This is a genomic window from Ochrobactrum sp. Marseille-Q0166 (assembly GCF_014397025.1).
In the GTDB taxonomy this organism is placed as follows: Bacteria; Pseudomonadota; Alphaproteobacteria; order Rhizobiales; family Rhizobiaceae; genus Brucella.
The window spans coordinates 112,781-125,524 of record NZ_JACJUO010000003.1 but is presented as its reverse complement, the minus strand read 5'-3'; the positions used below and the strand labels follow the sequence as shown (position 1 = coordinate 125,524).

Below are 12,744 nucleotides of genomic sequence, written 5' to 3'. Positions count from 1 at the left end.
CCTTATTTGATTGGTGCGCGTGGCAGTTTTGCCTCACCTGGTTCCATGACATAAGTATAGTCGAGCGAATGCCACGGGGCGCCAAGTTCTGGATATTCGGGATTTGGCTCATCGTGCTTGATAAAATCACCGGTCAAAGCTTGAGTGACGCCAAACTGTACGTCGCTGTCAATCCATGGGCACGACGGATCGAAAACCTGTGATATCAGGGTTTTGTATCCTTCACGGAAGATCAGCGCATGCAGATGTGCAGGGCGATACGGGTGGCGGCCCTGCGCTTTAAGTAGTCGCCCTACAACACCGTCCACAGGGATCGGGTAGCCAACCATTTTAACGGTGGTGAACCAGAACCGCCCATCCGTATCTGTCGTAAACTTTCCACGTAGGTTCATATCGGCCTGATCAGGATCCTGATTTTCATAAAGACCGATCGGCGAGGCATGCCATACATCGACTTCAGCTCCGGCAATCGGCTTGCCGTTTTGGTCTACGACACGCCCGTTTACAACGAGAGGTGTGCCGGGAGTATCGGAGCGGATGATTATGCCGCCGTTTTCAACGCGGGGACTGTTGAGACGCCAGAAAGGGCCAAGCAGGGATTGTGAGGTTTCGGTTTGCCCATTTTCGCCATTGTTGAGAAGGCAAACCAAGGTTGAAACGCCAAGAGAGCCAGACATCAGTACGAATTCGTTGTGACTATCTGAGGCCAAGGCGCCAATTTCATTCAGGATAGCGGTTGCCGTACGGAACTCGTCTTCGCTAAGTTTTGTTTCTCTGACAAACCCATGAAGATGCTTGATTAAAGATAACAAGATTTCGCGAAGCCGCGGATCTGCTGTCTGTTCCATCACCTTAATGACGGCAGTGGTGACATCCGCTTCATTTCGAATGGTCATGATTTTCCTCCCTCATGCGTGGAGGGTTTTGTCAAATAATCGATTATTTGTCAACGTTTGCATAGCCACTTGAATTAAAACGCCACTTCTAAGAAATTAAGCCAATATAAACAGATAGATAAGCAATGGACCACGGATTCTCCGTTTCGTATTGACATAAATAATCGTTTATTTTAAAAACTATCGATAGAAAATAATCTGGAACAACTATGCCGCAAGAATCTCACTTAATGATGGTTGATCGCTCCGGTGCGCTTGCGGGTTCTGGCGATGATGTCAAGAATACAATATCAAGCCAAATACTTGCTCGATTGCGTGAAGCAATTGTTTCGGGTCAGATGCCGGCAGGTTCCAAAATCAACTTGGATCACGTTAGAGCGCAGCTTCAGGTAAGCCTCAGCCCACTGCGCGAAGCTCTGGCCCGCCTAACATCAGACGGGCTGGTTATATTTGAGGACAACCGCGGATATCGGGTCGCGCCTGTTTCTATCGCTGATTTTCAGGAGGTGGCGCGGTTACGTGACACGTTCGAAACATATGCTTTACGAGAGGCGATGGTTCGTGGCGACCTGGCATGGGAAAGCGATGTGATCCGCGCCTTGCACGTCGTCAATCGCACTGAACGGGATGCCAGCCGGCCTGAAACCTTAGAAGCATGGGAGGCTGTCCATCGCGATTTTCATTTAACGCTGATTTCTGGCTGCGGCATGCCAATGCTGATAAGATTTTGTTCGTCCTTACTCAATTTGCATGACCGGTATCGGCGAACTTTTTTGCGTCGAACTTCCGGCGATCGAAATGTTATGATGGAGCATAGCGAGATTGCCCAGGCAGCTGTGGCACGTGATGCTGATTTTGCCTGCGAAAAATTGAGAGATCATTTGTCCCGCACCGCTACCAACCTGCAACGTTATTTAGTTGAGCACGGGATTGAATAAGTGGCTGAAAATATGATCCCCGAACAACGTCTCCTTGGTTTAGCGCATTTTTCTGCAATCCATTTGCCGCCAGTGGAATTTGTGTCCGTTGCTGCACGCGCCGGTTTTCAATCGGTCGGTTTGCGGCTGTTTCCGGCCTTTCCAGGTGCTCCTTGCTATTCTGTCCCGCAAGGTAGCGATAGCGCTCGGGAGTTGCGGCTGCGATTGGATGACACCGGACTGGAAATATTCGACATTGAATTCGTCGTTCTGGATGCCTTTTTTCAGCCGCTGTCTGTATTGCCGGTGTTGGAGGATGCGGCAGCACTGGGAGCCAAACGTTTGAGCGTTTGTGGTGAAGACAGTGATCGTGCGCGCTTGATCGATAATTTTGCAGCGCTTTGTTCTGTCGCGGGCGATGTTGGCATGTCGGTAGATATTGAAAACATGGGTTGGCGGCCGGTGCGTTGTGCCACAGACAGTTTGGATATTGCGAAAGCTTCGGGCGCGCCCAATGCAGGCGTTTTGATTGATGCTCTCCATTTCTTTCGCAATGGCGGAACGGTCGAAATGCTTTCAACTTTTCCGGGAGAGCTGGTTCAGCATGTGCAGCTTTGTGATGTTCGTGGTGGGGAACCCGACAATGACAAAGCCAGAATACAAGAAGCGCGTGAAGGTCGTTTTGTTCCCGGTGAAGGAGAACTGCCGTTGAACGAAATGGTTTGGGCATTAAACCACAATCCACGAATTTCTGTCGAGGTTCCAATGGTGCAGGGCCAGAATCCGGCTGACCACCTTTCTGCGCTCGAGCGTGGTGCGCGTCGTGTCATGGGTATTTGAGGAGCAAGTATTATAAAGGCGGTGGCCCCTGAGGAGTGGGTCGTCGTAAAACAGAAGCAAACAAGTCCCCATCAAGCGAGGGCAGAGACCGTCGCCATGTGAGCAGACGGTTATTGGGAGGAAATTGATGAACGCGCTAGATTTCAGCGTGATCCTTGAGCGCTGGCCAGAGCTTTTGCAAGGGACACTTGCAACGCTCGGTCTTGCATTGGCCGGGATGTTACTTGCCATTTTCATAGGCGTAGCTGGAGTTGCCATTCGACGTTCAGGCAGTCGCATAGCTTCAATGATCGTTGTGTGCTTTGTTGAGGTCATCCGTAATACACCTTTTTTGGTGCAGATATTCTTCATTTTTTTCGCATTACCACTTGCCGGCGTGCGCCTAAATCCGACCACCACAGCGATCATAGCGCTTGGCTTGAACGGTGGCGCCTACGCGATCGAAATTATCCGCGGTGGTGTGGAGAGCATTCCGCGCGGACAAACCGAGGCGGGGCTCGCTTTGGGGCTGCATCAGGGTGAAATCTTTCGCACGATCATTTTGCTGCCTGCGCTACGTGCTATCTATCCCTCGCTTTGCAGCCAGTTCATATTGCTAACGCTGACCACGTCAATTTGCACTTCGGTTTCTGCTTATGAGCTTACTCAGGTTGCTCAACGCATTGATGGCGACACTTTCCGCAGTTTCGAAGTCTATTTTACAGTAACGATTATCTATCTGCTGGTGTCCTGGATGATCATGGCGCTGTTGGCTCTCATCGGTCGTCGTGCCTTTAGCTACCCCACACGCTGAAAGGAAGGGAAACTTCATGCCGCATCTGGGTATCAACGAAATTACTTTTCTGGCACTGGGGTTGAAATGGACCTTATCACTGACAGTCATTGGTTTTGTCGGAGGTATAGTTTTTGGTCTTATCATCGCCTTGGGACGTGTTGCTGAAAATCGTGCACTGCGTTGGTTCGCAGCCGCATGGATTGCAGTTTTTCAGGGTACGCCGCTTCTCATGCAGCTATTCGTAGTGTTCTTCGGCTTGCCGCTCCTTGGGGTGAATGTGAACGCCTGGCTGGCAGTGGCAATCGCTTTAACCGCACATGCCAGCGCTTTTCTGGGTGAAATCTGGCGCGGCGCTATCCAGGCGATCCCGAAAGGTCAATCAGAAGCATGTTATGCACTTGGCATGCACTATCGTTCACGGATGTTCGACATCATCTTGCCGCAGGCATTGAAGATTTCATTGCCAGCCACCGTCGGCTTCCTTGTGCAACTGCTTAAAGGCACCTCTCTGGCAGCTATCGTGGGCTTTATTGAACTAACACGCGCCGGGCAGATCGTATCGAACCAGACATACCAGCCGTTGTTTATCTTCGGCCTGATTGGGGTCTTGTATTTCCTGATGTGCTGGCCGCTGTCACTTTGGGGCCGACGCCTTGAAATGAGGTTGGCGCAAGATCCGCGCTGAGCCTGAAAGCCGCCATAGTGCCGGAGGAACTGCACTGTGTCGGATAATAACAATCAACTAAGGAGGAACGCATGTTTGTTCATTTGAAATCCAGACTATCCCGTAATCTGGCGTTGGCCGGAGGCATGGCACTTGCAGCGCTCTTCGTGCAAGACGCTCAGGCGCGTTCGGTCGAAGAAACCAAGTCCGCCGGAACAATCCGCATAGGCATCCAAGGTGATAACTGCCCGTGGGGTTGCATCAACTCGTCGGGCGCGGCTGATGGCTATGACTCGGATATGGGAAAGGCATTTGCCGATTATCTGGGCGTTAAGGTCGAGTTTGTACCACTGGCAGTGGCAAACCGTATTCCCGCTCTGACAACCGATAAGGTTGATGCGCTTTTTGCCACGATGGGCATGACAGCCGAACGCGCCAAGTCGATCCAATACTCACAACCATACGCTGCCAATCAGATGTCGGTAGTCGGGCCGGTTGATATGGACTTATCTACACCCGAAGCTTTATCAGGCCATGTTTTTGGTGTGCCACGCGCGGCATCACAAGATACGGCGCTGACCGCAGTAGCTCCATCAGGAACGGAGATCCGTCGTTTTGACGATGATGCGGCGACAATTCAGGCACTGCTCTCAGGTCAGGTCGAAGCCGTTGGTGCCAATCAGTTTTACATTAATCGTCTCGAAGATGCAGCACCAGGTCGCTACAAGGTGCAACTGCTCTTAGTTGAACATTACAATGGCGTGGGCACACGACTGGGTGAGAAAGATTGGAACCAGACGGTTAATGCCTTCCTTGATGAATTCATGCAGTCTGATGAATATAAGGCCATCTACAACAAGTGGATGAATATGGATCCGCCGAAATATCCTGCGGCGATGGAAGGCATTCCCTACAAAATTGAAAATTAAAGCATTCAGGCGGGACAGCATTGCTGTTCCGCCACACGAAATGCAATCATTTCATGAAAGAAACGCGTGATGACCAAGACCGTCTATATTCTGAACGGCCCCAACCTGAACCTGCTCGGCAAGCGCCAGCCTCATATCTATGGCCATGTTACCTTGGCAGATGTCGAAGCTGATTGCGCGGCTCTGGCCAAAGAACTGGGTGTTGCCATCCGGTTTCTGCAATCCAACTATGAAGGCCAGATCATCGACTGGATTCATGAGGCGCGAGAAAATGGTGCAGGTATTGTGATCAACCCTGCTGCCTTTACACATACATCGGTTGCAATCCTTGACGCGCTGAATACCTTTGAAGGACCGGTTATTGAGGTCCATATTTCAAATGTCCACAAGCGTGAAAGTTTCCGGCATCACTCTTATATTTCATTGCGTGCTGATGGCGTCATTGCGGGTTGTGGGACAGAGGGTTACGCACTTGGGCTGCGCCGCGTAGCTAATATGATTTCCGAGGTTGCAAAATGACCAGACCGGTTCGCATGGCCGTTATGGGTGCGGGACTGATCGGTAAGCGCCATGCTATGCATGTTAAGGCATCCGCCGATGCTGAACTAATCTGTGTCATCGACCCAACGTCGGCTGGTGAGGCCGTAGCGCGAGAATATAACGCCATCTGGGCACGAAGTCTCTCAGAGGCTGCGGCTTTGGAGCTCGAGGGCGTGATCGTCGCAACCCCGAACCAGGTTCATATGCAGAACGGGCTGGATTGCATTGCAGCCGGTCTGCCAGTGCTCGTCGAAAAGCCGCTTTGTGATAATGTTGCAGATGCTGAAAAACTGGTAGCTGCGGCTGATGCGAAGGGGACAGCATTGCTGACAGGGCACCACCGCCGTCACAATCTGTTGATGCAAAAGGCTAAAGAAATCATCGACTCGGGCGCGATTGGTACGCCCGTCGTTGCGAATGCAATGTTCTGGCTTTTTAAGCCGGATGATTATTTCGACATTGCATGGCGTCGCGAAAAAGGTGCAGGTCCGGTATTCCTAAACCTCATTCATGATGTTGATAATCTTCGCTACCTTCTAGGAGAAGTTAGCGCCGTCACCGCACGAGAATCCAACGCCATTCGTGGCAATGCAGTGGAAGAAACTGCGGTAATCTTATTGGAGTTCGCCAGCGGCGCTCTGGCGACGGCATCCGTGTGCGATACGACTATTGCTCCTTGGAGTTGGGAAATGACAACGGGTGAAAACCCAGCTTATCCACGCTCGGATGAACATTGCTATCTGATAGGTGGCACTCACGGTTCGCTCGCTCTGCCAGAACTTGATCTACGCACGGCACAAGGCACACCTAGCTGGTATGCGCCCTTTGATCTAACCCGCCCCGGTATTCCGGCGGAGGATCCATTGGCACGACAAGTTAGCCAGTTCGCCCGTGTTATAAGAGGGGAAGAGGCACCTTTGGTTTCCGGACGCGACGGGCTGGAGACTTTACGCGTAATTGAAGCCGTCAAACGTTCCGCCGCCGATGGTGGACGTATCACTCTTTGAATCGGGAGATAGCCTGATGGATGAAATCCTGATCCGCATGGAAAACGTTGAAAAATGGTATGGCGGTTTCCATGCGCTGAAAAACATTAACCTGAATGTGAGGCGCGGAGAGAAAATTGTCCTTTGTGGGCCCTCAGGTTCCGGGAAATCGACACTGATCCGATGCATCAACCATCTTGAAACGATCAAGTCTGGTACGATTACGGTGGATGGCACTGCGCTGAGTGATAGCCAAAAGGCGATTGATATGGTTCGGCGAGAGGTCGGAATGTGCTTTCAGCAGTTCAACCTTTTTCCCCACAAGACCGTTCTGGAGAATTGCATGCTCGCGCCGATGCGTGTTCGCAAGTTATCTTCCGAAGCGGCTGAAGCAACGGCACGCAAATACTTGGATCGGGTTAAAATTGGCAATCAGGCCGACAAATACCCGGCGCAGCTTTCCGGTGGTCAGCAGCAGCGAGTTGCCATCGCCCGCGCGCTTTGCATGGAGCCAAAAGCCATGCTGTTTGATGAACCGACCTCAGCACTTGATCCGGAAATGGTCAAGGAGGTGCTGGATACCATGGTTGGCTTGGCGCAAGACGGTATGACGATGATCTGCGTTACCCATGAGATGGGCTTTGCGCGACAGGTAGCAGACCGAGTAATATTCATGGCAGACGGTGCGATCATCGAAGAGGGTGAACCCAACGCATTTTTCAGCAATCCGCAGCACGAGCGGACACGTGCTTTTCTCGGGGAAATTTTGGCTCATCACTGAACTGGCAAATACGCTCCGCGCAAAACCACAAAGGTTTTGCGCCTTCAACTTATTGTCAGTGTAGCTCATTTCAGTTGGGGCAACAGTTAAACATACTGCTGCCGCCAGCTACCTTGGCGCTACCCCCTTTCAATAACAAATTAAAGCAGGCTTGTTATGATTGACGGAAATACCCGGCTTATTGCTCATCTTGGCTATCCTACTTATTCCTTTAAGGCGCCAATGATTTACAATCCATGGTTCTCTAAGCATGATATCAACGCTGTTGTCGTGCCGATGGGCTGCAAGGCCGAGGACTATGCCAATTTCCTGCCGCTGGTTTTTCGCCTGTCAAACATTCATGGTGCATTGATTACAATGCCGCATAAGGTGCCAACTATTGCTATGGTGGATCGACTTTCTACGACGGCACGCGTCGCAGGTTCGGCGAACGCTATACGATTGGCCGACGACGGCAAGCTGGAAGCCGATATGTTTGACGGCGAAGGCTTTGTCCGGGGTGTATTACGCAAAGGGCAGAAGCTCGACGGAACCAGGGTTCTAGTGGTTGGATCAGGTGGCGTAGGATCTGCTATCGCAGCATCGCTTGCCGCAGCCGGTGTTGCCGAAATAGCTTTGTTCGATCAAAACACGGCTTTGCAGGACGCTTTGTCAGCCCGGCTATGTGAAGCCTATCCTGCACTGGTCGTTAGGACTGGATCAAACGACCCAACAGGTTTCGATGTTGTAGTAAATGCTTCTCCCCTTGGAATGAACGCAGACGATCCTCTACCGATGGATGTGTCGCGCATAGCACCTACGACATTTGTAGGCGAAGTCGTTATGAAAACAGAAATAACCCCATTCCTTATGGCTGCGCGAGACCGAGGCTGTCGTTATCAAGTCGGCACTGACATGCTGTTTGAGCAGATACCGGCCTATCTGGAATTCTTCGGTTTTGGCACAGCGACTGTTGAAGAACTGCGGCAGACAGCGGATATTCGGTATTGATAGAAAGCCTCTGGTTGGCGCTCTTGATTAACGCGGATCATATGGGCAATATCTTACAAGAGTGTAGTGCCCTGGATCTTCGTTTTACGGTGCTGTCATGTCTGAATGACACCCGTGTGGCAATTTGATTTTGGTGATGTTTTAGCTTTGCGGGTCGGGTGCAGTGGCATTGTTGCATGGATAGCTTTACTGGTCCCCGATCATAAGCCACTGAGCAGACGCTGTACCAGCTTGCCCCTTTCGAAGGCCTTGGTTCGCCACAATTCAGCCGCCTGATGAACCATTCATGTTCTTGTCGAGAATACAGGGTTGAAGCTCTATGGCGCAGGACAGTGACTTGAAAACACGCACGCTAACAATTTTCCCAGAGAATGGCGCAAACTATTATAACGGATGAGCTGGCTTCAATCCCTGTTTACTACCTTTGATCCTTCTGTGGCATAGCAGCAATGGGGTTAATATTCTTATTTCGTGAATTATCGATTAGTCACTATTTTTGATAAAAAATCGAGGCACTGTTACATGAACATTGGCTCAATCGTGAATTGAGAGAGCGAGGCATGACTGAAGCTTACGCCTCGTTTTATTACCGCCATCTTTTCCCCGCAGAGATCTCGCCGAGACAATTTGGCTGTACCATCGCTTTCCACTGAGCTTCCGCATGGTTGAAGATATGCTGTCGTACCGCGCGATCATTGTTGTCGACAAAAGGGTGCACGAATGAATGGAGAAGCTTGGACGTGAATACACCCATACGATCCGTCGCGTCATACCCCGCCTCGGTGATAAATTGCATGCCTTTAAGCAGCGTAATAACAGCATCTTAGGCCGAACTGAATGGGGCTGAAGGTTAACATTACACTGCCGGTCCGACTTATGCAGTCAGGACCAAGGCAACCACGGCAATGGCCGCAAGCGCAATCACACCCCAATAATATTCCCTGCGCAGCACCCGAAAAGTCACCAGGCAAGTCACAAGTATGGCAAGGACGATGGGAATAATGATAAAAACTATATCCAGGGGTGATAATTGCACCATGCTGTACACTTTCCATATCTCGTCAAAATTGCGTCAGAGAAAGCCCCCTCCCCGCTGCCTATAGTCGAGAACTTCTACACATTTCGTTACAGCCGAGGCAGTACTATTGCTTCGTCAGCGCTTCAAAAGAGGCGCAGCGGTCTGCAACTGTCATTCCTGTTCCCTGTGCGATTTCTTCCATGGAAACGCTGGAGCTGCCGTCAAAGCTGTTTCCCTTTGCGCCCTCCGCTTCGTACTGGTCACCTTCCGTCGTGCTGGCAGGGCGGGGCAGAACGCTTACAATATTCTGGTAAGCCTTGACTGTGTCGTCGTTCAGATGGCCCTGCTCAACGCAATATTTGATCAGGCCGAGCTGGTTTCTCGAGTTGTTGTACAATTGTTGCGCTTCATCCGCAGAAGCAACCGATGCCAACATCATGAGCGGCACAGCGGCTGCCGAGAAAAGTGCCAGGTAACGGTTTTTCATCGAATTTTATTCCTATGTCGGTTATTTGTCGGCTTTGTTTTTCGCCATCATTCGGCCAAGCGTTATGTGCGATTTGTATTGCTCGCAAACCGTTTTCACATCGACATCGTTTGCGGCAGCAAGGTCTTCGAGGGACTGCTCATCGCCTTGAAGATAGGAAATGCCGTCACGTCCCTTTTGGACATGAAGCTCAGCTTCAGGCGAGGGTTCAACTTCGCCAAAAATTGCCACTGTTCCAACGTGGAAAAACTCTTCGGAATCGGGCTCAAGAAAACCCTGTGCGATGCAATATGCGACAATGCCTTGATCATTTTGCCGTTCCAAATAGGCTTCGTCGGCGCTGGTTTGAGACAAGGACGCTATGGTGGATAACAATAAAATTGTTAACGTGGGAATTACCAGAGATAGGGTTGTACGCGCCAATTCGGATCACCTAAGCTTAATTATATTTTATATTGCCGGTTCAATTACACTTAATATTGCCAAGGCGCGAGCTTCAACATCATCGACATTGGTATAAGGCTTCCAATTTATAGTCAAAACACCACCCTCCATGTCGACGCCATCTTTGTAATTGCTGGATGGTGCGCTCATTTCATCATAGTGGATGACGATTGATTTAAGTCCGTCTCTAAGCGCATTTCTCCCGATTTCAGTTGCTGTGATTGTTCCGATTGCCTGAAGTATTGGGTCGATGATTGGCTTACGCAGATAGTCATCACTTGCATATGAATCTGCAAGGCCGGGTAAGGCTAAGCTTTTTGTATCGAGATTGATCGTAACCGGAAATCCGGCAAGTTCCTGAATTTCTAACTCGTATTTCGGCCAGATATCCGTTGCATAGGCCGCAATGGCGCGACGCTCGGCAAGGCCTAAGTTCTGGGCAAGCGCTGCAACAGGTGCAGACGAACAGAAAAAGCCAACCAATGCCACACAAAACAGTTTCTTCAAGGTATGCTCTTTTCGAGGTTTATCCGCAAGTTTCGGATATTTTCAGCCAAACAATGCGTGAGTTGTTATCATTCTGGAGTTTGTTTGGAACCATCCAATTGCAGTCAATGGCTCAGACCAATTCTTCTCCAGTTATGTCGCAAATTCTAATTGGGTTAAACGCGGCCTGATTTTCGAACGCAATTATGCTGCGAATTTCGAAAAGGCTTCGAATGGCAAGCGGCTGAGGCGGAATGGACGCCTTGAAGCACAGCTTCGGCTCCAGCCAGGTTGGCCCTGATTTTATCAATGGCAATCATGCGCGGAACACCGTTGTTCCTATGGCTTTCTTAAAGAAACGCCGTGCGGCGATCTGCGATGAGTAACGAAAAACCCGGCAGTTCAATGTTGCATGGCGAATATCTACTTCACGCTCCGGTATGATGCCATACAGATCCCGATAGGAAACTGATTAGCGCACATAAAAGAAACTGCGTATAGGATCATACTTTTGGGGAAATGAGCCCTTTGAAATCTACAACCATCTGCTCTCACCTTATCGAGCTACATGAAAGATCGTCCCATAGAACAAGCGAGATGTACGCATCCCATGATAGCGGAAAGCGTCTTCTCGCATAGCAGCGCAAAGCCCATCCACGCAGCAAACCATCTTCCTGAGGTGAAAGGTTCCTGTGTCGTTCGACCGAACACTTATCTTTCGCTTTGGCTAGTTTCTATGAATACAATTAGAAAAATGGCTGCCAAAGCGATTGGCCCGATGGTGAGCCGTTTACCGGCTGACCATCACATCACTCAGGCAGCAGCTTTTTCAAACGGTGAGACCGGCCAGGTTCATCAGGAAGCGAAAGAGAAGTGCCACGATCGCCAGTGCCATTACACTGCCAGTCCAGATTAGAACCATCCAACCAAAACGTCTCAGCCATAGTTTCTGATGGTGAGGAGCGTCGGCCATTAGTGATATCCTTCCCCAACCTTAACCTTCCCTCGGAACACATAGTAAGACCATGCAGTGTAGGCGAGGATGAACGGAATGATAAACAACGCTCCGACGAGTGTGAAACCCAGGCTTTGAGGCGGCGAAGCAGCATCCCATATTGAGATAGCCGGTGGGACGATATTCGGCCACAAGCTGATTGCCAGTCCCGAATAACCTAAGAATAATAGTAAAAGCGAAAGCAGGAATGGTGCAGCATGGCTTTTGCCTGCCAAGTTCTTCAGAAGCATCCATGTGGCTAAGACAACCAGTATGGGGACGGGCATAAAGAACAACAGGTTGGGCAATGCAAACCATCGGGCAGCAATGTCAGGGTTGGCATATGGCGTCCAGAGGCTGACGATCACAATCGTCACCAATACTGCTACGGTGATTGGGCGGCCAAGTTGTCGCATACGCTGCTGAAGATCGCCCTCCGTTTTCATCACCAGCCAAGTCGCTCCGAGCAACGCATAGGCGAGCAACATGCCGACACCCGTGAACAGACTAAACGGTGTCAACCAGTCAAACATCCCGCCAACATACGTACCGTCCCGGACTTCGAAACCGTCGATAAATGCGCCGAGCGCAAGGCCTTGGGAAAACGTTGCAATGTAGGAACCCCACATGAAGGCTTTATCCCAGAATGCCTTGTGTCCCTCATCCGCCTTGAAGCGAAACTCGAACGCCACGCCTCGCCAGATCAGACCCGCCAACATGAGAAGAAGGGGAAAATATAGGGCGCTAAGGATAACGGCATAGGCCAACGGGAAGGCACCCAGCAAGGCAGCTCCGCCCAGCACGAGCCAAGTCTCGTTTCCGTCCCAGACCGGTGCAACACTATTGACCATAGCGTCGCGGTCGTCACGGCTACGCACAAAGGGAAACAGGATGCCGATCCCAAGGTCGAAGCCATCCATGATGACATACATCATAAGGCCGAAGCCGATGATAAGCGCCCATATAAGAGGAAGATCAATGCCCATGTTTTTTCTCC

General features: G+C 50.6%; 15 protein-coding genes and 1 pseudogene. 9 read left to right on the top strand and 7 right to left on the bottom strand.

The window, feature by feature from the left end; translation table 11 throughout:
- Positions 1-2: 2 nt before the first annotated feature.
- Positions 3-896 carry a dioxygenase gene (locus H5024_RS19150; RefSeq protein ID WP_187548809.1) on the bottom strand — a complete coding sequence of 298 codons (894 nt, stop codon included), beginning with the start codon at positions 894-896 and terminating at the stop codon, positions 3-5.
- 209 nt (positions 897-1,105) lie between these two features.
- Between H5024_RS19150 and H5024_RS19145 the strand changes: the two genes are divergently transcribed.
- From H5024_RS19145 to H5024_RS19105, 9 genes are all read left to right on the top strand, one after another.
- A complete protein-coding gene (locus H5024_RS19145; RefSeq protein ID WP_187548808.1) occupies positions 1,106-1,834 on the top strand; it encodes a GntR family transcriptional regulator in 729 nt (242 codons plus the stop codon).
- Positions 1,835-2,653: a sugar phosphate isomerase/epimerase family protein gene (locus H5024_RS19140; protein ID WP_348770723.1), complete on the top strand. Its 819-nt coding sequence runs from the start codon at positions 1,835-1,837 to the stop codon at positions 2,651-2,653.
- A 124-nt stretch (positions 2,654-2,777) separates the two neighbouring features.
- Entirely contained in the window at positions 2,778-3,446 is a 669-nt protein-coding gene (locus H5024_RS19135; RefSeq protein WP_210309770.1) for an amino acid ABC transporter permease, read from the top strand.
- A gap of 16 nt (positions 3,447-3,462) precedes the next feature.
- Positions 3,463-4,113 carry an amino acid ABC transporter permease gene (locus H5024_RS19130; protein WP_187548806.1) on the top strand — a complete coding sequence of 217 codons (651 nt, stop codon included), beginning with the start codon at positions 3,463-3,465 and terminating at the stop codon, positions 4,111-4,113.
- A 125-nt stretch (positions 4,114-4,238) separates the two neighbouring features.
- On the top strand, positions 4,239-5,021 hold the full coding sequence (locus tag H5024_RS19125; protein WP_348770730.1) for a transporter substrate-binding domain-containing protein: 783 nt from the start codon (positions 4,239-4,241) through the stop codon (positions 5,019-5,021).
- A gap of 69 nt (positions 5,022-5,090) precedes the next feature.
- Positions 5,091-5,540 carry a type II 3-dehydroquinate dehydratase gene (gene aroQ / locus H5024_RS19120; RefSeq protein ID WP_187548804.1) on the top strand — a complete coding sequence of 150 codons (450 nt, stop codon included), beginning with the start codon at positions 5,091-5,093 and terminating at the stop codon, positions 5,538-5,540.
- Positions 5,537-6,568 carry a Gfo/Idh/MocA family oxidoreductase gene (locus tag H5024_RS19115; protein WP_187548803.1) on the top strand — a complete coding sequence of 344 codons (1,032 nt, stop codon included), beginning with the start codon at positions 5,537-5,539 and terminating at the stop codon, positions 6,566-6,568. The genes aroQ and H5024_RS19115 overlap by 4 nt, the downstream gene beginning before the upstream one ends.
- A 16-nt stretch (positions 6,569-6,584) precedes the next feature.
- Positions 6,585-7,328: an amino acid ABC transporter ATP-binding protein gene (locus tag H5024_RS19110; RefSeq protein ID WP_282186089.1), complete on the top strand. Its 744-nt coding sequence runs from the start codon at positions 6,585-6,587 to the stop codon at positions 7,326-7,328.
- A gap of 156 nt (positions 7,329-7,484) precedes the next feature.
- Positions 7,485-8,318, top strand: a complete 834-nt coding sequence (locus H5024_RS19105; RefSeq protein WP_187548802.1) for a ThiF family adenylyltransferase — start codon at positions 7,485-7,487, stop codon at positions 8,316-8,318.
- A 1,142-nt stretch (positions 8,319-9,460) separates the two neighbouring features.
- On the opposite strand, the gene H5024_RS19100 is transcribed toward H5024_RS19105, so the two are convergent.
- The 6 genes and pseudogenes from H5024_RS19100 to cydB form a co-directional block, all read right to left on the bottom strand.
- Positions 9,461-9,823, bottom strand: a complete 363-nt coding sequence (locus H5024_RS19100; protein WP_187548801.1) for a hypothetical protein — start codon at positions 9,821-9,823, stop codon at positions 9,461-9,463.
- A gap of 21 nt (positions 9,824-9,844) precedes the next feature.
- Positions 9,845-10,246: a hypothetical protein gene (locus H5024_RS19095; protein WP_247875394.1), complete on the bottom strand. Its 402-nt coding sequence runs from the start codon at positions 10,244-10,246 to the stop codon at positions 9,845-9,847.
- A gap of 27 nt (positions 10,247-10,273) precedes the next feature.
- Positions 10,274-10,774 carry a hypothetical protein gene (locus tag H5024_RS19090; RefSeq protein WP_247875393.1) on the bottom strand — a complete coding sequence of 167 codons (501 nt, stop codon included), beginning with the start codon at positions 10,772-10,774 and terminating at the stop codon, positions 10,274-10,276.
- A 248-nt stretch (positions 10,775-11,022) separates the two neighbouring features.
- Positions 11,023-11,260 (bottom strand): annotated as a pseudogene (locus tag H5024_RS21390) (IS6 family transposase); the annotation flags it as partial.
- A 322-nt stretch (positions 11,261-11,582) separates the two neighbouring features.
- A complete protein-coding gene (locus tag H5024_RS19085; protein WP_187548800.1) occupies positions 11,583-11,726 on the bottom strand; it encodes a DUF2474 domain-containing protein in 144 nt (47 codons plus the stop codon).
- Positions 11,726-12,733: a cytochrome d ubiquinol oxidase subunit II gene (gene cydB, locus H5024_RS19080; protein WP_187548799.1), complete on the bottom strand. Its 1,008-nt coding sequence runs from the start codon at positions 12,731-12,733 to the stop codon at positions 11,726-11,728. The genes H5024_RS19085 and cydB overlap by 1 nt, the downstream gene beginning before the upstream one ends.
- Positions 12,734-12,744 lie beyond the last annotated feature (11 nt).